Here is a 19,401-nt window from a genome sequence, read left to right on the forward strand (position 1 = left end):
CCATTATGGGCTGTATTTTTATTTGTCAAATAATGATATGATGGTGTTGAAATATATCGGAAACGAGGGAAGCGGATGAGAGTAGCAATTTCTTCGGATCACGGCGGTAACCGGTTGCGCGCCGAGATCATCGATCTGATGGATGATATGGGTATTGAATATGAGGACTTCGGACCGAAAGATGACGGGTCCGTCGATTATCCCGATTATGCCAAGCCTGTCGCACAGAGGGTGGCTGATGGTGAATTCGACCGCGGCATCGTGATCTGCGGGACAGGCATCGGAATGTCGATTGCGGCAAACAAGGTCAAGGGCATCCGCTGCGCGCTCTGTCATGACGTATTCAGCGCAAAGGCGACCCGAGGCCACAACGACTCCAATGTGCTTGCAATGGGCGAACGCGTTGTCGGCCCGGGTCTGGCGAGGGAAATCGCACGAACCTGGCTGGAGGGCGAGTTCGAGGGCGGCCGGCACGAACGCCGCATTGAAAAACTAAAGCAGCTGGAGCAATAATTTTTTCCGCTTTGAAGGGAGTTGGTCTTCTTGGATGCGCGTCAATTGTGGAAGCTGCAGCTGGAGGAGATCTTGGGCCAACTGGAGGAACAGGCGGAGTTCCGTCCGGGCCGGCTGTTTGTCGTCGGCTGCTCCACCTCCGAAGTGGCGGGGAGCCGGATCGGCACAGCCGGCGCGATGGATATCGCGTCCATCCTCTATGGCCCGCTCCGTGATTTCGCTGACCGCAACGGCCTCTGGCTGGCGTTTCAGGGCTGCGAGCATATCAATCGGGCTGTGACGCTCGAGCGCAAAGCGGCCGAGAAATACGGTCTCGATGAAGTTTCGGTGATTCCGGTGCAACATGCCGGCGGTTCGATGGCCGCCCACGCCTACCGCGAGATGGATGACCCTGTTGTTGTGGAAGGCGTGCAGGCTCATGCAGGCATCGATATCGGCCAGACACTCATCGGGATGCAGTTGCGACCGGTCGCGGTCCCGCTCCGGACGACCGTGGAGAAAATCGGGGATGCGGTCGTTACGGCCGCCACGACGAGACCGAAACTGATCGGCGGCGCCCGCGCCGTCTATGTGCAGGAGCAAGAAGAGGAAGAGGACGAACTTGGTTTCGAATCATCACAAACAGATGAAATGGAAGGGGAATGAAGAATGAAACTCGAACACGTGAAGTCCCAGGACCAGGCAGTATATGAGGCGATCATGGCGGAGAAAAAGCGCCAGCAAGACAACATCGAACTGATCGCCTCCGAAAACTTTGTATCTGAAGCAGTCATGGAAGCCCAAGGTTCTGTTCTGACCAACAAGTACGCGGAAGGCTACCCGGGCAAGCGCTACTACGGCGGCTGCGAGCATGTCGACGTCGTGGAAAACATTGCACGTGACCGTCTGAAGGAAATCTTCGGCGCAGAACACGCAAATGTCCAGCCGCACTCCGGCGCCCAGGCGAACATGGCTGTTTACTTCACGGTGCTCGAGCACGGCGACACGGTCCTCGGGATGAACCTGAGCCATGGCGGCCACCTCACGCACGGCAGCCCGGTCAACTTCTCCGGCGTGCAATACAACTTTGTCGAATACGGCGTCAGCAAGGAAGACGAGAAGATCGACTACGAAGATGTACGCCAAAAAGCGCTGGAGCACAAGCCAAAGATGATTGTAGCGGGCGCAAGTGCATATCCCCGCGAAATCGACTTCAAGAAATTCCGTGAAATCGCTGATGAAGTCGGCGCCTACTTCATGGTCGATATGGCACACATCGCAGGACTCGTTGCTGCCGGTCTTCACCCGAACCCGGTTCCGCATGCACACTTCGTCACATCCACCACGCATAAGACGCTCCGCGGACCGCGAGGCGGCATCATCCTGACGACTGAAGAATTTGCGAAGAAAATCGACAAATCCATTTTCCCGGGACTCCAGGGCGGCCCGCTCATGCACGTCATTTCCGCAAAAGCAGTTGCATTCGGCGAAGCGCTCAAGCCTGAGTTCAAGGATTACATGGCACAAGTCGTCAAGAATGCAAAGGCGCTCGGCGAAGCGCTGACTGCGGAAGGCATCGACCTCGTATCGGGGGGCACCGACAACCACCTCCTTCTCCTGAACTTGCGTTCCGTGGGCATCACCGGCAAGGTTGCGGAGCATGTGCTTGACGAAGCCGGCATCACCGCCAACAAAAACACGATCCCGTTTGATACCGAGAAGCCGTTCGTCACATCCGGCATCCGAATCGGCACGCCGGCTGTCACTTCCCGCGGCTTCAAAGAGGAAGAAATGAAGGAAATCGGCGCGATCATGGCCAAGCTCCTGAAAAACCACGAAGACGAATCCGTGAAGCAGGAAGCCAAAGAGCGCGTGGCAGCCCTCACCGCGAAATTCCCGCTTTACGAAACAAAAGAAGAAACCGCTGCAGCAGAACGCTGATCAGGCAAGGAGCCATTTCCCCGGGTGCGGGGAATGGCTCTTTTTGACGCGTTCATGAAGTATGTCACCATCTCATTTCTCCTGCACTGTCCATGAGCCCGCGCGACTGTTATAATAAACGAGGTTGAAAGAGGTTGCCGGGTTTTTTCCCGGCCGTACAAACAGGCCGGCCAGCCGGCACTGAACAGGAGAGTGAAACGATGGGAAAAGTGCATGTGTTTGACCACCCGCTTATCCAGCATAAGCTGACGTTCATCCGCGACGTCAACACGGGAACGAAGGAATTCCGGGAGCTGGTCGACGAGGTCGCCACATTGATGGCTTATGAAATCACGAGGGAAATGCCGCTCAGAAAAACGGAAGTGGAAACGCCGGTCATGATGGCGGAATCCTATGTCCTGGCAGGCAAAAAGATTGGGATCGTACCAATCCTCCGGGCAGGGCTCGGGATGGTGGAAGGGATCCTGGAACTCATACCGACTGCAAAAGTCGGACATATCGGGCTATATCGTGATCCAAACACGCTTAAGCCGGTGGAATACTACGCCAAGTTGCCGTCTGACGTCGGTGAGAGGGAGTTCATTGTCGTTGACCCGATGCTTGCAACAGGGGGATCGGCAGTTGCAGCCATCGACTCTCTGAAGGCCCGCGGCGCGACGAACATCAAATTCATGTGCCTCATCGCGGCGCCTGAAGGGGTAGAGGTGCTGGCGGAAGCACATCCTGATGTGGATATTTATATCGCAGCACTTGACGAAAAATTGGATGACCACGGCTATATCGTACCGGGCCTCGGCGACGCCGGGGACCGCCTGTTCGGAACGAAGTAAGGAGTCTGACTGTATTGGAAAAACGGTGGAAAGTGATGACCATCTTCGGGACCCGACCGGAAGCCATCAAAATGGCACCGCTCGTCCTCGAACTGCAAAAACATCCTGAAACGATTGAATCGATCGTTGCCGTTACTGCCCAACACCGCGAAATGCTGGACCAGGTCTTGGAGGCATTCGGCATCACGCCGGACCACGATCTGAACATCATGAAGGCCCGACAGACGCTCACCGATGTTGCGGCTCGCGGCCTTGAGGGGCTGGACATGGTCATGAAGGACACGGAGCCCGACATCGTGCTTGTCCACGGGGACACGTCAACGACCTTCATTGCAGGGCTTGCCGCCTTTTACAACCGCGTCGCTGTCGGGCACGTGGAGGCAGGCCTCCGTACATGGGACAAGTACTCCCCGTATCCGGAAGAGATGAACCGCCAACTCACGAGCGTTCTTGCAGATCTTCATTTTGCGCCGACCGAAAAGTCGGCCGCCAACCTCATTGCAGAAGGGAAGCCGCAAGAGCGTATCGTCGTCACCGGAAACACGGCGATTGATGCGCTGCAGACAACGGTGCGGGACGATTATGAGCATCCTCTCCTTGACTGGGCATCCGAAGGTCGCCTGATTCTCATGACGGCGCACCGCAGGGAAAATCTCGGAGAGCCGATGCGGCATATGTTCCGTGCAATCCGCCGGCTGCTCGACAAGCATGAAGACACACGTGTCATTTATCCGGTCCATTTGAATCCGGCGGTCAGGGAAGTTGCCGATGAAATCCTGGGGAGCCATCCGCGCATCCGTCTGATCGAACCGCTGGAAGTAGTGGACTTCCACAATTTCGCGGCGCGGTCGCATCTCATCCTGACTGACTCCGGCGGCATACAGGAGGAAGCTCCGTCCCTCGGCAAGCCGGTGCTCGTCCTGCGGGATACGACGGAGCGCCCGGAAGGGATCGAAGCGGGAACGCTGAAGCTTGCCGGCACGGACGAAGAGACCATTTTCGGGCTGGCTGATGAACTGATGAGCAACAGGGAAGCCTATGACCGCATGGCGCACGCGTCAAATCCTTACGGTGATGGCCATGCATCCGAGCGGATTGTCCGCGCTCTCGTGGATTACCTGGAGCGGAAGCGCTAAAAAAGACACCCGCAGAAGGCTCAAGTGCCTTCTGCGGATGTCTGTCATGAATTTGTCGAATCTTTGACAAAAGTGGGCGCTTGTGAATAATTTCACGGGAATCAATTGACATCAAAATACCCCTATTGTATGCTTTTGAAGGGTAAGAATGACAAGGGTTTCAGGCGTTTTTTGCGCTTGTGCACTTGCTAAGACTGCATTCTATCATACTCGCTCCGACAGTCGGAAACGTCCGGAAAACAAGATGCGGAGGACCTCGAAAAATGGAGAATTTACGGCAAATCCATAATAGGCAGAAGAGGGCTCTCTTTTTTTTGCTTGCAATGCTTGCCCTCGGTTGGGGATTTTCCTCTTGGCCGACTGTGTTTGCCGGGTTGATCCTCGGGGTCCTTTTCGGTCTGTATAACTTCTGGATCCTGACAAGGAGGATGGAACGGTTCGACCGCGCCGTGGCGGAAGGGGAAAGGGCACCTTCATTGGGTTCCGGACTCCGCTTCGCCTCGGGCATCGCAGCCGCGGCCATCGCGCTTTCACTGCCGGAGACATTCAATCTGATCGCCACGGTGATCGGCCTGATGATCCCCTATCTGTTCCTTTTGATAGAGCGGATCATCTCGCAACTGAAACACCCGGATCCTGGGGGGAAAGAGAGGTGAACATATAATGAACCACGTAAACCCCAAGTGGGAATTTCTTGGGCTGACGTTCAACCCGTCGAACATCCTCATGTTGGCGGTGACATGCCTCATAGTTTTCCTCATTGCGTTCATCTCGACCCGGAATATGAAACTGAAGCCGACAGGCATGCAGAACTTCATGGAATGGGTCATGGATTTCGTCAAGGGGATCATCAAGAGCAACATGGACTGGAAAACAGGCGGCCGGTTCCACCTGCTGGCGCTGACACTCATCATGTTCATCTTTGTCGCGAACATGCTAGGTCTTCCATTCGCCATCGCGTACGACCACGTGCTCTGGTGGAAATCTCCGACTGCGGATCCGACTATCACGATGACTCTCGCAGTCATGGTTCTCGTCCTGACGCATTATTACGGCGTCAAGCTGACCGGCGTGAAGAACTACCTCACCGGTTTCACGAAGCCGCTCGCTTTCATGACACCGCTTAAGATCATCGAGGAATTCGCAAACACGCTGACACTCGGCCTCCGTCTTTACGGAAACATCTATGCGGGAGAGATCCTCATCGGACTCCTTGCCGGCCTTGCAACTGCAGGCGTTGGCGGCTTTATCGGAGCCATCATCCCGGCAATGGCCTGGCAGGGCTTCTCGATCTTCATCGGGACCATCCAGGCGTTCATCTTCGTTATGTTGTCGATGGTCTACATGGCCCATAAGGTGCAGACAGATCATTGATCATATAATTCCCGCTTAGCGGGCGACAAAACAAAAACCAACTTTTAGGAGGAAATTATAAAATGGGTCTTCTTGCAGCAGCTCTCGCAGTAGGATTGGGCGCACTTGGCGCCGGTATCGGTAACGGTCTCATCGTTTCCAAGACAGTAGAAGGGATTGCACGTCAGCCAGAGGCACGCGGCGTCCTTCAGACGACCATGTTCATCGGGGTCGCACTCGTCGAGGCTCTTCCGATCATCGCGGTTGTTATCGCGTTTATCGTAATGGGCCGATAATTATAAGGCAATGCGAAAAAATGGCGAAGAGCTTTGATTGAATCCTTCGCCATTCCTTTATGTACGGATATTGAAGGCAACACCATCTGACGGGAGCCGGCCTGCCGGCTTCCCTAGTTTCCGAAGGGAGTGAGACAATCGTGTCTTTGGACCAGTTCGTATTGGCGGCATCAGCCGGCGATGGAATTTTGGATAAACTGAACACCGGTGATATCCTCGCCACGCTCTTCTTCTTCACGTTGCTCATGCTTCTTCTCAAAAAATTCGCATGGGGCCCGCTCATGGGCATCATGGACCAGCGCGCCGAACTGATCGCTTCCGAAATCGACGAAGCCGAAAAGAGCCGCGCCGAATCCGCCAAGCTGCTGGAAGAGCAGCGCGCGCTCCTCAAAGAAGCGCGTACTGAAGCGCAGGCGATTGTGGAGAATGCAAAGCAGCAGGGTGACGCCCAGCGTGCGGAGATCATGGAAACCGCTCGTGCGGAAGCAACCCGTATGAGAGATAACGCGGCAGCAGAAATCGCCAACGAAAAAGAAAAGGCCATCCAGGCCGTACGCGAAGAATTCGTCTCGATGTCCATCCTCGCGGCAGAGAAGGTTCTTGGCAAGGAAGTCTCTGAAGAGGACAACCGTGCCCTCATCGAGGAGACGATCCAGAAGGCAGGGGAAAGCCGATGAGCGAGTCCACTGTAGCCAAGCGCTATGCGCTAGCGCTGTTTGAAGTGGCCCGCGAAAAAGGGAAGTCGGAAGTCATCAGCGCTGAAATGGGCGAGATCCGCAAAGTATTCGCCGGGACGCGCGAGCTCCGTTCACTCCTGACTTCCCCAAAACTTTCGAACCGGGAGAAAAAGGCGCTTCTGGCCAAGCTGTTCAACGGCGCGGACCAGCTGACGCTCAATACACTTTATGTGCTTTCCGATGCAGGCCGACTCAATGAAACGGTGAATGTCGCAAACGACTTCATCTCACTCGTTGACGAAGCAGCAGGCATCGCGGAAGCGAAAGTGTACTCCACCCGGCCGCTCACCGATACGGAACAGCAGGAACTATCCGCTGCATTCGCCGGCAAAGTCGGCAAGCAGTCGCTCCGCATCGTGAACATCGTGGATCCGTCGCTGATCGGCGGACTGCGTATCCGCATCGGAAACCGGATCTACGACAACAGCCTAAGAACAAAACTCGATCACCTCAAGCGTGATCTCGTGAATGCATAATCTTTTGAAATGAAGGGGTGACATGCATGAGCATCAAAGCTGAAGAAATCAGCGCTCTCATCAAACAGCAGATTGCGGACTACCAATCTGAGTTGGAAGTCAGCGATGTCGGTACCGTTATCACCATCGGTGACGGAATCGCGCGCGCGCATGGCCTCGATAACGTCATGGCCGGTGAACTCCTTGAGTTCTCCAATGGTGTCATGGGCATGGCGCAAAACCTCGAGGAAAACAACGTAGGTATCGTCATCCTTGGACCGTTCACGGATATCAAGGAAGGCGACGAAGTCCGCCGCACTGGCAGGATCATGGAAGTTCCGGTCGGTGAAGAACTGATCGGCCGCGTCGTCAACCCGCTCGGCATGCCGATCGACGGGCTCGGCCCGATCAACACATCAAAAACCCGTCCGATCGAAAGCCCGGCGCAAGGCGTCATGGCACGTAAATCGGTCGACGAGCCGCTCCAGACCGGCATCAAGGCGATCGACGCCCTTGTTCCGATCGGCCGCGGACAGCGGGAACTGATCATCGGTGACCGCCAGACCGGTAAAACAACCGTCGCTGTCGATACAATCATCAACCAGGCTGACCAGGACATGATCTGTGTCTACGTCGCCATCGGACAAAAAGAATCGACGGTCCGTGCCCTTGTGGAAACGCTCCGCAAAAACGGCGCGCTCGACTACTCGATCGTCGTCTCCGCAGGCGCATCCGACCCTGCACCGCTTCTTTACCTCGCGCCTTATGCAGGGGTAACGATGGCTGAAGAATTCATGTTCCAGGGCAAGCACGCCCTCATCGTCTACGATGACCTGTCCAAGCAGGCTGCTGCTTACCGTGAACTTTCCCTCTTGCTCCGCCGTCCTCCGGGCCGCGAGGCTTACCCGGGTGACGTCTTCTATCTCCACTCGCGCCTTCTTGAGCGTGCAGCGAAGCTGAACGACGACCTCGGCGGCGGTTCCATCACGGCACTGCCATTCGTCGAGACACAGGCAGGGGACATCTCCGCCTACATTCCGACCAACGTCATCTCGATCACGGACGGACAGATCTTCCTTCAGTCCGACCTGTTCTTCTCGGGTGTCCGCCCGGCGATCAACGCGGGTCTTTCCGTCTCGCGTGTCGGCGGTTCCGCGCAGATCAAGGCGATGAAGAAGGTTGCCGGTACGCTCCGTCTTGACCTGGCTGCCTACCGTGAACTCGAAGCGTTCGCGCAGTTCGGCTCGGATCTCGATGCCGCAACGAAGGCGAAACTCGACCGCGGTGCGCGTACTGTTGAAGTCCTGAAGCAGGACCTTAACAAGCCGATCAAAGTCGAAAAGCAGGTCGCGATCCTTTACGCGCTGACCCGCGGCCATCTTGATGACATCCCTGTCCAGGACATCCGCCGCTTTGAAGCGGAATTCCTGAGCTGGCTCGACAGCAACCACACGAACGTTCTGGATCATATCCGCACGACAAAAGCTCTTCCGGCAGATGAAGAAATGACAGCTGCGATTGCCGCGTTCAAGAAGACATTCGTCCGCTCCGAAGACTGAGTTCCGGCAGATCCAATAACGAGAAGGTGGTGAACAACCGATGGCATCATTGCGCGAAATCCAGAGCCGGATCAACTCCACGAAAAAGACGAGCCAGATCACGAAGGCGATGCACATGGTATCGGCTTCCAAGCTGAGCAAGGCGGAACTGAACGCGAAGTCGTTCAACCCGTACATGGAGAAGATCCAGGAAGTGATCGGGGCGATTGCGTCCGGTGCACCTGACGCGACGCACCCGATGCTCGAGAGCCGGCCGGTCAAAAAGACCGCCTATCTCGTCATCACTTCCGACCGGGGACTCGTCGGAGCCTATAACTCCCACGTCCTGAAGGCGGCTCTCGGTAAAATCCGTGAACGGCACACATCCAAAGATGAAGTCGTCATCCTTTCCATCGGACGCAACGGTGTTGATTTCTTTAACAAGCTCGGATACAACGTGGTCCAGAGCGTCATCGGCGTTTCGGATCACCCGACCTTTGCCGAGATCAAAGACATCACCCGTGAAGCGGTCGGCAAATTCATCGACGGTGAGTACGACGAGCTGTACATGTACTACAACCACTTCGTCAGCGCGATCAGCCAGGAAGTGACCGAGAAAAAGGTCCTTCCTCTGAGCGACATCTCTTCGATGAAATCGACTGCTTCCTATGAGTTCGAACCTTCTGCGGAAGCCATCCTCGAAGTGCTCCTCCCGCAATACGCGGAAAGCCTGATGTACGGCGCCGTCCTTGACGGCAAGGCTTCCGAGCACGCTTCGTCGATGACCGCCATGAAGGCAGCGACCGATAACGCAATGGAACTGATCGACGATCTGACACTTTCATTCAACCGTGCGCGCCAGGCAGCGATCACCCAGGAAATCACGGAGATCGTAGGCGGGGTCGCGGCGCTGGAATAAGCGCCGGCCCTGCCCTTGCATGGCTCCCGCAGCATACAGACAGGAGGGAACAGCATGAACCAAGGACATGTCCTCCAGGTCATGGGTCCGGTCGTCGACGTAAAATTCGACGGCGACAACATGCCTGAGATCTACAATGCCCTTACAGTCCAGATTGCGCGCCCCAACGAAGAGGCGCAAACACTGACGCTTGAAGTTGCCCTTCACTTGGGCGACGACTCCGTCCGCACGATCGCCATGTCCTCCACGGACGGCCTTCAGCGCGGAGCGGTCGTCACCGACACAGGCTCACCGATTTCGGTTCCTGTCGGAGACGTAACTCTGGGCCGTGTCTTCAACGTCCTTGGAGACACGATTGACCTTAACGAAGAAATCCCTGCATCCGAACGACGCGACTCCATCCACCGGGATGCTCCGAAATTCGAGGAACTGACAACAGACGTCGAAATCCTCGAAACGGGCATCAAAGTCGTCGATCTGCTCGCTCCTTATATCAAGGGCGGTAAGATCGGCCTGTTCGGCGGAGCAGGTGTCGGCAAGACAGTCCTGATCCAGGAACTCATCAACAACATCGCACAGGAGCACGGCGGTATTTCCGTATTTGCGGGTGTCGGTGAACGTACCCGTGAAGGAAACGACCTCTACTTCGAGATGTCCGACTCCGGCGTTATCAAGAAGACGGCAATGGTCTTCGGCCAGATGAACGAGCCACCAGGCGCACGTATGCGTGTTGCTCTGACGGGTCTGACGATGGCTGAATACTTCCGTGATGAAAAAGGCGCGGACGTTCTTCTCTTCATCGACAACATCTTCCGGTTTACACAGGCCGGTTCCGAAGTATCGGCCCTTCTCGGCCGCATGCCTTCTGCGGTTGGTTACCAGCCGACACTGGCAACCGAGATGGGCAAACTGCAGGAGCGGATTACATCCACGAATAAAGGGTCCGTCACATCGATCCAGGCGATTTATGTCCCTGCCGATGACTACACTGACCCGGCTCCTGCGACGACATTCGCTCACCTCGACGCAACGACAAACCTTGAGCGTAAGCTTTCGGAGATGGGGATCTACCCTGCGGTTGATCCGCTGGCATCCTCTTCCCGTGCGCTTTCCCCTGAAATTGTCGGTGAAGAGCACTATGAGGTTGCGACCCAGGTCCAGCAGACGCTCCAGCGTTACCGCGAGCTTCAGGACATTATCGCCATCCTCGGTATGGACGAGCTCGGCGATGAAGACAAGCTTGTCGTCGACCGCGCGCGCCGTATCCAGTTCTTCCTTTCCCAGAACTTCCACGTTGCCGAGCAGTTCACGGGCCAAAAAGGTTCGTATGTTCCGGTAGCGGAAACGGTCAAAGGCTTCAAGGAAATCCTCGAAGGCCGCTACGACCATCTTCCGGAAGATGCATTCCGACTCGTCGGCCGCATCGAGGAAGTTATCGAGAAAGCGAAGGAAATGGGCGTAGAAGTCTGATTATCCTGACCAGGAGGGAAAAGCATGAGCACAATCAAAGTGAATATCGTCACTCCCGACGGTCCGGTATATGATTCGGATGCGAACATGGTCATCGCAGTCACCACGACTGGTGAGCTGGGAATCCTTCCCGGCCACATTCCGATGGTCGCGCCGCTTGAAATCGGTGCGGTCCGCCTGAACAAAGGCTCGTCCACCGAACGGGTCGCAGTCAGCGGCGGATTCCTGGAAGTTCGTCCGGATCAGGTCACGATCCTCGCCCAGTCCGCCGAGCTGGCGGAAGACATCGACACTGCCCGTGCCATCGAGGCGAAAAAGCGTGCCGAGGAACGTCTTCAGCAAAAGCAGGGGGACCTGGATGCCAAACGTGCAGAATTGGCACTCAGACGCGCGATGAACCGTTTGGACGTCGCGAAAGGCAAAATCTAACGATATCATCACCAAGAAGAAGAGCGGGCAGAGTGATCTGCCCGCTTTCTTTTCTTTTTTAAAAAGAATGATCGACCATGAAGGACATGACAAGGACTCCGGAAAAAGACTATACAGAAAGGCGGAAAGAAGAGATGGACCAATATTTTGCTTTCCAGTCCGTAACGGGACTGTTCTCCCATATTTTCTTTATCGCCATCGCGTTTTACGCGCTGCAGGCGATCATGCCAGAAAGCTGGATCCGGAAAAACAAGGTGTTCCAGGCACAGCTCCTGTATATTTTGCTAAGTATCGCCATCGGCTCGGCTGTATCGAATTTCTTCCTGGACATATCCTATTGGTCAAGGCAGCTACCCGGCCTATTCGGCTGAGTGCTGTCCTTCATGGACGGGCGTGCGGAGCAGCCGTATTTCCTGTTCCTGCCTCGGTCCATGGGGGACAGATCATAAAAAAGGTGAAAAGCTGTTTGACACAAACTTCATAGGGAATGAACAAACTAGGTAAGAAGACCCGTACCGGCCGGTGGGCGCTTACCGACACAAAAACAGAAGAATCGACGTATAGTATGGTGAATGTGTTCACAATTAGGGATAAACAGGGCCAGTTGTCCAGCTCAAATCTTGAAACGGCGCTGGAAGCATTGTAAACTGTTAATGGTTTGTGATTTTAAAAAGAGGACACGCAGAGCGCCAATTTGCAGGTCATCATTGCGGTCCGCTGTTGTCGATAAAACAAGAAAAATCAGATTATGGATCATATGGATACGAGAGAGAAGCCGGAGGGACTTATATTGGAAAAAATTATTGTTAAGGGTGGTCGGCCGCTAAAAGGGTCGGTTCGTGTCGAAGGGGCGAAGAATGCGGTTCTGCCGGTTCTTGCCGCCGCACTTCTTTCAACCGAAGGGACGAACATCATCAAGGATGTCCCGATTCTGTCGGATGTATACACCATCAACGAGGTATTGAGGAGCCTTAACGCGACGGTCGACTTTGATGCGGAGCGTAATGAAGTACGGATCGATGCATCCGCCCCGCTGTCCAGCGAGGCGCAATTCGAATACGTCCGCAAGATGCGGGCATCCATCCTCGTCATGGGCCCGTTGCTTGCACGTAACGGTTTCGCGCGCGTCGCACAGCCGGGCGGCTGCGCAATCGGCTCCCGTCCGATCGAACAGCATCTGAAGGGCTTTGAGGCGATGGGTGCCCAGATCAAGAGCGGAAACGGGTATGTTGAAGCGAAAGTGGATGGCCGCCTGAAGGGCGCCCGCATTTATCTGGACTTCCCGAGTGTCGGTGCGACGGAGAACATCATGTCCGCGGCTGCATTGGCAGAAGGAACGACGATTCTTGAGAACGCGGCGAAAGAGCCGGAAATTGTCGATTTGGCAAACTACATCAATGAAATGGGCGGCCGCATCGTCGGTGCCGGTACGGACACTATCCGAATCGAAGGCGTCAAGTCGCTGCATGCAGCAACCCATCACATCATCCCGGACCGAATCGAAACCGGTACATTCATGGTTGCTGCGGCAATCACAAAAGGTGATGTCATCATTGAAAATGCAGTTCCGGAACATAATGCTGCACTGATTGCAAAGCTCAAGGAAATGAACATCGACATTGAAGATACCGATGCTGGACTGCGCATCAGCGCTGAAAAGCCGCTCCGTTCGGTTGATATCAAGACGATGCCGTATCCAGGATTCCCAACAGACATGCAGTCCCAGGTGATGGCACTCATGCTGACGGCAGAAGGAACCGGGGTTCTTACAGAGACCGTATTCGAAAACCGTTTCATGCATGTCGAAGAATTCCGCCGCATGAATGCAAATGTGAAAATCGAAGGACGCTCCGTCATCATGAACGGCCCGTCCAGCCTGCAGGGCGCCGAAGTGGCGGCCACTGACCTGCGCGCCGCGGCTGCACTGATTCTGGCAGGGCTGGCAGCGGAAGGCATTACACGCGTGACGGAACTGATTCACCTTGACCGCGGCTATGTTGACTTCCATGGGAAGCTTGCGCGGCTGGGGGCAGACATTACGCGGGTGAACGACGACGAAACAGCAGACGAAAAGCAAAAGGAACTGGTGTAATCCAGCCGGGAGGGCTTGCCGGCCCTCCTGCTGACCATATAGACGGCCCAGCCGGCTGCCATACAGCGTCATTCCTATGCAATCATTTACTTATCGATATGAAAGGCGGAGCGGCCGTGAGCCGTTCCGCTTTTTCATATCTCTTCTTTCCGGCACATAGAATCGGATATGAAAAAGTTGATGGCACTTGGACTGATCATCATTTTGTTTTGCATGCCGATCCTGCTGAAGAAAACCGAAGGCATGGCAGGGGATAAGCCGCCTGCTGCAACTGCGACTGGCGCAGCCAAAGCTCCTGAAGAAGAAGCGCCGTGCGAGGTTTTCCTGACCGTGGAAGGGGAACCCGTGCCGGTTCCGCTCGAAGAGTATGTGATCGGAGTCGTCGCGGGCGAGATGCCGGCCGATTTCAGCAAGGAAGCGCTGAAGGCACAGGCGATCGCCGCACGCACGTACGCACTCCGTGTCACGTCCGGCGGCAAGGAAACAATCCGAAAGGACACCGCCCATCAGGTGTACAAGCCTGAGGGGTTGAGGAAAAAGGAGTGGGACAAGGCCTATCCGGAAAACGAGCGGAAAGTGAGGGAAGCGGTGACCGAGACGGAAGGCAAAGTGCTGATTCATGAAGGGAAGCTCATTTCCGCCATGTTCCACTCCACCAGCAACGGAAAAACAGAAACTGCAAAAAACTATGGGGGTACGGATATCCCGTACTTGCGCAGCGTAGAAAGCCCCGAGGATGCGGAAGTGTCTCCGAGATTCGAGGACTCCGAGACATTCACGCTCAGCCAATGGAATAAAAAACTCGGAGGCGACTGGAACGCTGCCATGTTCGGGACGCTCCGCCTTAAACGCAATGAAACAGGACGCGTCCAGCAGGCGGAAGCAAACGGATTTACAATGGAAGGACGCGAAGTGCGGGACAAGCTCAGCTTGCCTTCTACGGACTTTGACATTGCCTATGATCCTGCCAAAAAGATTGTGCATGTATTCACGAAAGGCTATGGCCACGGCGTCGGCATGAGCCAGTATGGTGCTGAGGCCTTCGCGCGCGAAGGATGGCCCGCAGAAAAGATTTTATTCCACTATTATGAGGGAACGACAATAAAAAAATTGGAAGCGGATGCTCCGGAGTGTTTAAAATCCCCTTAACCTGCCAACAATGCGGTTGAGGTGATGATAATGAGAGAAGAGAAACCGAATAATCCTTCTCAGAAGAACAAGAATCGCAAAAGTTGGTTGTGGCCTGCCATCTATTCAGGATTCGCGGTCTTATTCGTAGGGATGGTCTGGACCTACCAGGCAGTAACGAATGATGCAGATGAAAATGTAGAAGTATCCCAGTCGGGCAATCCGGCAGGGGGCGGTGACGTCACCGTGGAGACCAATGCATCTAACGAAAGCATGAAGTTCCCGTTTGATGAAGCGCTTCTCGATGGTGTATCCGTTATCCAGGAATACTATGACATGGAAGCAGATTCAGAGCAGCGCGAGAAAGCCCTCCTCGTCTTTGGTCAGACATACGTGACAAACAGCGGCGTGACACTTTCGAACAATGACGAGCCCTTTGAAGTAAAGGCTGCGCTGAGCGGAACGGTGGAAGACGTGGTGGTCGATGAATTCATGGGCAACAAGGTCACCATCAAGCACGCTGACGGACTGGAAACCACTTATGGTTCGGTGACAGGCATCCAGGTGGAAAAGGGCGATCAGGTGGCACAAGGCGAGACAATTGCCACGACTGCCGCCAATGAGTGGAATCCGACTGCAGGCAATCACCTGTTGTTCGAAGTGAAGAAAGACGGCGCCGCCGTCAACCCTGGAAATTACCTGGCCTTCTGATTGGAGCCGGACAGCCGACCGAGAGTCGGACTGTCCGGCTTTTCGCATTATGGAGAAGCGGCGGCGTATGGAGAAGCGGCGGCGGTTGGAACGTTGCTATACCCGATTGAAACGTTGTCACGCCCGCTGGGGCATTGACATTGCTGCAATTCCTGCTGCCGGGCTCCCCGGACAGACAACCCGTCTGAACAGAGTCGTCTCCGCCTTTCTTCCCACTGCCGATTTTCCCTGATCCGGTCTGAATCCGTTTGCTGCGGCATATGTTGTGAAAAGCGTTCCTACATGAGGAAAGGAAGAGAACGTGCACGAACATATCCGGCGCCGATGCCTGAAGTTGGGGGAATTGCTGCTGGAGACGAGGGCGACCGTCCGGGCGCTTGCCCGATCGACGGGATATTCCAAAAGCACCGTCCATAAGGATCTGACGGAGCGGCTCCCGAACGTGGATGGGGAACTGGCACGTGAAGTCGCGGAGGTGCTCGCCTATCACAAGGCGATCCGGCACTTGCGCGGTGGGGAGGCGACGCGCGACAAGTGGCGCCGCTCCCGAACCGGATCGGAAGGGTGCAAGGAACCGGCGGCCCCGAAATCCTGAGAAAGCGGTCCGCGTCCGGCATTCTGCCGGACCGCCGGGGCGCTTTTTTCATGGGCCTGGAGAGCTTAATCCTGTATGTTCATTGTCCGGCCGCTATGATAAAATGGGACAAGACATAAAAATGTACGGGAGTGGGACGGAAGGAGCGCGGATATGTTCTACAGGGATATCGGAATCGATCTCGGCACATCCAACACGCTGATCCACGTGAAGGGCAGCGGCGTCGTGCTGAACGAGCCGTCGGTCGTGGCGGTCGACCTGAAAACAAAACAAGTGCTGGCAGTCGGTGACGAGGCGTATCGGATGCTCGGACGTGCGCCGGGGACCATCCGGACCATCCGTCCTCTAAAAGACGGCGTCATCGCCGATTTTGACATGACCGAAGCCATGCTGACAAAGTTTATCGATCGTCTTGGTGTGAAGGGCTTTCTCCGAAAGCCGAGAATCCTGATCTGCTGCCCGGTCCAGGTGACCGCGGTCGAGCAGAAAGCAATTCAGGATGCAGCGCTCAAAGCGGGCGCACGTCGAGTATACATAGAAGAAGAACCGAAGGTGGCGGCGATCGGGGCCGGGATGGACATCTTCCAGCCGAGCGGCAACATGATCATTGACATCGGAGGCGGGACGACGGATATCGCAGTGCTTTCGATGGGCGGAATTGTGACGAGCCAGTCCGTAAAAGTCGGCGGCAACACGTTCGACGCAGACATTCTGCAGTACATCAAAAAGCATGAGCAGTTGCTGATCGGACAACCGACAGCGGAACAGATCAAAAAAGAGATCGGGACGGCGCTGCCCGGTTCGGAAAAGAAAACGATCGACATCCGCGGACGCGACCTCGTCAGCGGCCTTCCGCGTGCCGTGACAGTGGATTCGGATAAAATTGCGGGGGCAATCCGGGAATCGGTTATGGTAATTGTACAGGGCGCAAAGAACGTGCTGGAAAAGACGCCTCCGGAGTTGTCGGCGGACATTATTGACCGCGGGATCATCCTGACAGGCGGAGGTGCGCTTCTCGATGGGATCGATGGTCTCCTGTCCGAGCAGGTGAAAGTGCCGGTCTATCTGGCAGATGATCCGCTGGGTTGTGTCGTGACAGGGACGGGCATCATGCTGGACCGCCAGCGGCCGGTATTCGTCAAGGGCTAAATCAGTGCATGGGTTAGGGAGATTGCAATGACTGGAAAAGAAAAGCTAGAAAAGAATACCGGCAAGCGTCAAGAAAGCCGGAAAACCGGCCGTTCCAACGGTGCGTCCGACGCGACCAACCGCACTGCCGGGCGTCAGAAAGCCGCCCAGGACGCGGAACATCCGGGCGGCAAGGTGTTCAAAGCGACGAACCGGACCGCTGAGCGGGAGAAGGCACGAACCGCAAACAGAAAAAAGCCGGTGGCAAACAAAGCTGATCACGACGGGAATCAGGAAGTGGGCCGCTGGGTCCAGATCAGGCTGATTCCGATTTGGCTGCGCATTCTGCTGTTCTTGCTCGGCGTTTTAATTGCAGCTATGCTGGGTGTCATGTTTGGCTATGGTGTACTCGGAGACGGCAAGGCGTCTGATGCGCTGAAGCCGGAAACGTGGCAGCATATCTTGAAAATGATCAATGGTGACGTATGACGTATGAACGCCGCCAGGCGGGCCATATTGAAGGAGGAGCACTTGTATGTTGACGACAGAACAGATCCAGGCCATTTTGCCGCACCGCTATCCGTTTCTTCTGGTCGACCGTATTACGGAACTGGAAGAAGGCAAGCGGGCAGCCGGCTACAAAAATGTGACCATCAATGAAGATTTCTTTAACGGGCATTTTCCCGGTTATCCGGTCATGCCGGGTGTTCTCATCGTCGAGGCGCTTGCACAGGTCGGCGCGACCGCTGTGCTTTCGATAGAGGAGAATACCGGCAGGCTGGCATTTTTCGCCGGAATCGATAACTGCCGTTTCAAGCGCCAGGTAAAACCGGGTGACCGGCTGGACCTGGAAGTTGAGCTTACGCGCCTCCGGGGTGCGATGGGCAAGGGACACGCCATTGCACGAGTAGACGGAGAAATCGCCTGCGAAGCGGATATCCTGTTCGCCATCGGCCCGAAAGCGGAGGAATCCGAAGCCTGATCCACACTTAGCATGTGCAGGCAAGTCCGCTTCATACGGGAAGCACAGGCTGAAATAGGAAACGGGAATTTTATCATTGATCCTCCCCAAACGGCCAAGCTAATGGCATCGCGCAGGCCTGCGTGATAACCGAGGCAGAGCGGCCGTCCGGACGGCCTTGCGGAAACCTCGCACAACAGCCGGAGGGGAGGATTTTACATGCTGAAAAAAGCGGCACCGGCACTGTTTGCCACCGCTGTCATGCTTGCGGGATGCACCGGGAATGAGGATGCACTACCGGCGGACAACGAGACACCGATGGAGGACATCAGGGACGGCAATGATGAGATGTTCGACGGTAATGGCAATAGGAACGGCGACGGCAACGGAATGGGCGGAGAAGGCACGAATGGTCCGGTCGATCCTGACGGCACGGGTCCCGGTTTCGGCGAGTTCGGCAACGATGACGGAGGCGGAACGGACGTCAATGAGCGGAAAGAGATCATGGAAGATGACCTCGATCGCAACGGCAACGGCGGCGCCATGAGTGGCGGCCAATAACAAAGAACCCGGCATGGGCAGACGCCCGGCCGGGTTTTGTTGGTGCGCCCGGCATGGGCGCAGTCTATAGGGTGCAAGTCCCGAACTGTGAAGGCAGAAGTAGCAGTTAGCCTAACGCAAGGGTGTCCGCCGCGAGGCGGAATCTGAAGAAAGCGGGCGGCAAACCTCCGGTCTGAGGAACACGAACTCCATATAAGGCTATGTATGGTTGGATGAGCTTGCCAACCAAAGCAAAGCCCTTTCTGCCGAAGGCCATATGCAGTAAATGGAGCGGATAGGTGGAGGGAAAGACTGCGCTCTTACCCGGGGAGGCCTACGGATACGCCGGGCAACCCGGTAACTTCTCAGAACACAGTTATGGGTTCCGCCAGGGCAGAAGCGCACACGACGCGGTCCGGAAAGCCCAAAACTATATCCGGGAAGGCTAGCGTTGGGTGGTGGACATTGACTTGGAGAAGTTCTTCGGCCGGGTTAAACCGTCGACTCTCGCAAAGCGCGTTCAGGATAAGCGGCTTTTAAATCTGATTAGAAGCTTTCTGAATTCAGGTGTCCTCGAGGACGGCCTTGTCAGGCCAGTCACGGAGGGAGCACCTCTAGGCGGACCCTTAAGTCCGCTCCTATCCAATATT

At 55.6% G+C, this 19,401-nt stretch carries 23 protein-coding genes and 1 pseudogene; all 24 read left to right on the top strand.

Annotation, left to right across the window (positions count from 1 at the left end; translation table 11 throughout):
- The first annotated feature begins 75 nt into the window (after positions 1–75).
- Positions 76–513 (top strand): ribose 5-phosphate isomerase B, encoded by a 438-nt coding sequence (rpiB, locus tag BLT01_RS09585; RefSeq protein ID WP_092097461.1) that lies wholly within the window; start codon positions 76–78, stop codon positions 511–513.
- 30 nt (positions 514–543) lie between these two features.
- A complete protein-coding gene (locus BLT01_RS09590; RefSeq protein WP_092097462.1) occupies positions 544–1,158 on the top strand; it encodes a TIGR01440 family protein in 615 nt (204 codons plus the stop codon).
- Between the two features lie 3 nt (positions 1,159–1,161).
- Entirely contained in the window at positions 1,162–2,433 is a 1,272-nt protein-coding gene (locus BLT01_RS09595) for a serine hydroxymethyltransferase (protein WP_092097463.1), read from the top strand.
- Positions 2,434–2,633: 200 nt separating this feature from the next.
- The gene (upp, locus tag BLT01_RS09600) at positions 2,634–3,263 is read left to right on the top strand and encodes a uracil phosphoribosyltransferase (protein WP_092097464.1); all 630 of its coding nucleotides are present in this window, start codon (positions 2,634–2,636) and stop codon (positions 3,261–3,263) included.
- Positions 3,264–3,277: 14 nt separating this feature from the next.
- On the top strand, positions 3,278–4,399 hold the full coding sequence (gene wecB, locus BLT01_RS09605) for a non-hydrolyzing UDP-N-acetylglucosamine 2-epimerase (protein WP_092097465.1): 1,122 nt from the start codon (positions 3,278–3,280) through the stop codon (positions 4,397–4,399).
- A 263-nt stretch (positions 4,400–4,662) separates the two neighbouring features.
- Positions 4,663–5,055, top strand: coding sequence for an ATP synthase subunit I (locus BLT01_RS09610; protein ID WP_092097466.1), 393 nt, complete (start codon positions 4,663–4,665; stop codon positions 5,053–5,055).
- A 7-nt stretch (positions 5,056–5,062) separates the two neighbouring features.
- The gene (atpB, locus tag BLT01_RS09615; RefSeq protein WP_092097467.1) at positions 5,063–5,773 is read left to right on the top strand and encodes a F0F1 ATP synthase subunit A; all 711 of its coding nucleotides are present in this window, start codon (positions 5,063–5,065) and stop codon (positions 5,771–5,773) included.
- A 62-nt stretch (positions 5,774–5,835) separates the two neighbouring features.
- Positions 5,836–6,048, top strand: a complete 213-nt coding sequence (gene atpE, locus BLT01_RS09620) for a F0F1 ATP synthase subunit C (RefSeq protein WP_092097468.1) — start codon at positions 5,836–5,838, stop codon at positions 6,046–6,048.
- Between the two features lie 140 nt (positions 6,049–6,188).
- Positions 6,189–6,725 carry a F0F1 ATP synthase subunit B gene (atpF, locus tag BLT01_RS09625; RefSeq protein ID WP_176765110.1) on the top strand — a complete coding sequence of 179 codons (537 nt, stop codon included), beginning with the start codon at positions 6,189–6,191 and terminating at the stop codon, positions 6,723–6,725.
- A complete protein-coding gene (locus tag BLT01_RS09630; RefSeq protein WP_092097469.1) occupies positions 6,722–7,261 on the top strand; it encodes a F0F1 ATP synthase subunit delta in 540 nt (179 codons plus the stop codon). The genes atpF and BLT01_RS09630 overlap by 4 nt, the downstream gene beginning before the upstream one ends.
- Positions 7,262–7,287: 26 nt before the next feature.
- Positions 7,288–8,799: a F0F1 ATP synthase subunit alpha gene (atpA, locus tag BLT01_RS09635; RefSeq protein WP_092097470.1), complete on the top strand. Its 1,512-nt coding sequence runs from the start codon at positions 7,288–7,290 to the stop codon at positions 8,797–8,799.
- A gap of 40 nt (positions 8,800–8,839) precedes the next feature.
- Positions 8,840–9,697, top strand: coding sequence for an ATP synthase F1 subunit gamma (gene atpG / locus BLT01_RS09640; RefSeq protein WP_092097471.1), 858 nt, complete (start codon positions 8,840–8,842; stop codon positions 9,695–9,697).
- A gap of 54 nt (positions 9,698–9,751) precedes the next feature.
- Positions 9,752–11,167: a F0F1 ATP synthase subunit beta gene (gene atpD, locus BLT01_RS09645; RefSeq protein WP_092097472.1), complete on the top strand. Its 1,416-nt coding sequence runs from the start codon at positions 9,752–9,754 to the stop codon at positions 11,165–11,167.
- 24 nt (positions 11,168–11,191) lie between these two features.
- On the top strand, positions 11,192–11,596 hold the full coding sequence (locus BLT01_RS09650) for a F0F1 ATP synthase subunit epsilon (protein ID WP_092097473.1): 405 nt from the start codon (positions 11,192–11,194) through the stop codon (positions 11,594–11,596).
- A gap of 134 nt (positions 11,597–11,730) precedes the next feature.
- Positions 11,731–11,967: a DUF1146 family protein gene (locus BLT01_RS09655; protein WP_092097490.1), complete on the top strand. Its 237-nt coding sequence runs from the start codon at positions 11,731–11,733 to the stop codon at positions 11,965–11,967.
- Between the two features lie 419 nt (positions 11,968–12,386).
- A complete protein-coding gene (gene murA, locus BLT01_RS09660; RefSeq protein WP_092097474.1) occupies positions 12,387–13,688 on the top strand; it encodes a UDP-N-acetylglucosamine 1-carboxyvinyltransferase in 1,302 nt (433 codons plus the stop codon).
- A gap of 168 nt (positions 13,689–13,856) precedes the next feature.
- Entirely contained in the window at positions 13,857–14,837 is a 981-nt protein-coding gene (gene spoIID, locus BLT01_RS09665; RefSeq protein ID WP_092097475.1) for a stage II sporulation protein D, read from the top strand.
- A 30-nt stretch (positions 14,838–14,867) separates the two neighbouring features.
- Positions 14,868–15,527, top strand: coding sequence for a M23 family metallopeptidase (locus BLT01_RS09670; RefSeq protein ID WP_092097476.1), 660 nt, complete (start codon positions 14,868–14,870; stop codon positions 15,525–15,527).
- A 301-nt stretch (positions 15,528–15,828) separates the two neighbouring features.
- On the top strand, positions 15,829–16,122 hold the full coding sequence (locus tag BLT01_RS09675) for a sporulation transcriptional regulator SpoIIID (RefSeq protein ID WP_092097477.1): 294 nt from the start codon (positions 15,829–15,831) through the stop codon (positions 16,120–16,122).
- Between the two features lie 153 nt (positions 16,123–16,275).
- On the top strand, positions 16,276–17,271 hold the full coding sequence (gene mreB / locus BLT01_RS09680; protein ID WP_092097478.1) for a rod shape-determining protein: 996 nt from the start codon (positions 16,276–16,278) through the stop codon (positions 17,269–17,271).
- Positions 17,272–17,298: 27 nt separating this feature from the next.
- Positions 17,299–17,739, top strand: coding sequence for a DNA-directed RNA polymerase subunit beta (locus BLT01_RS09685; protein WP_092097479.1), 441 nt, complete (start codon positions 17,299–17,301; stop codon positions 17,737–17,739).
- A 46-nt stretch (positions 17,740–17,785) separates the two neighbouring features.
- The gene (gene fabZ / locus BLT01_RS09690) at positions 17,786–18,232 is read left to right on the top strand and encodes a 3-hydroxyacyl-ACP dehydratase FabZ (protein ID WP_092097480.1); all 447 of its coding nucleotides are present in this window, start codon (positions 17,786–17,788) and stop codon (positions 18,230–18,232) included.
- A 198-nt stretch (positions 18,233–18,430) separates the two neighbouring features.
- A complete protein-coding gene (locus BLT01_RS09695; RefSeq protein ID WP_092097481.1) occupies positions 18,431–18,772 on the top strand; it encodes a hypothetical protein in 342 nt (113 codons plus the stop codon).
- A gap of 338 nt (positions 18,773–19,110) precedes the next feature.
- Positions 19,111–19,401: pseudogene (locus BLT01_RS15315) on the top strand (reverse transcriptase domain-containing protein); the annotation flags it as partial.

The organism is Bhargavaea beijingensis, from assembly GCF_900101985.1.
Classification (GTDB): domain Bacteria; phylum Bacillota; class Bacilli; order Bacillales_A; family Planococcaceae; genus Bhargavaea; species Bhargavaea beijingensis.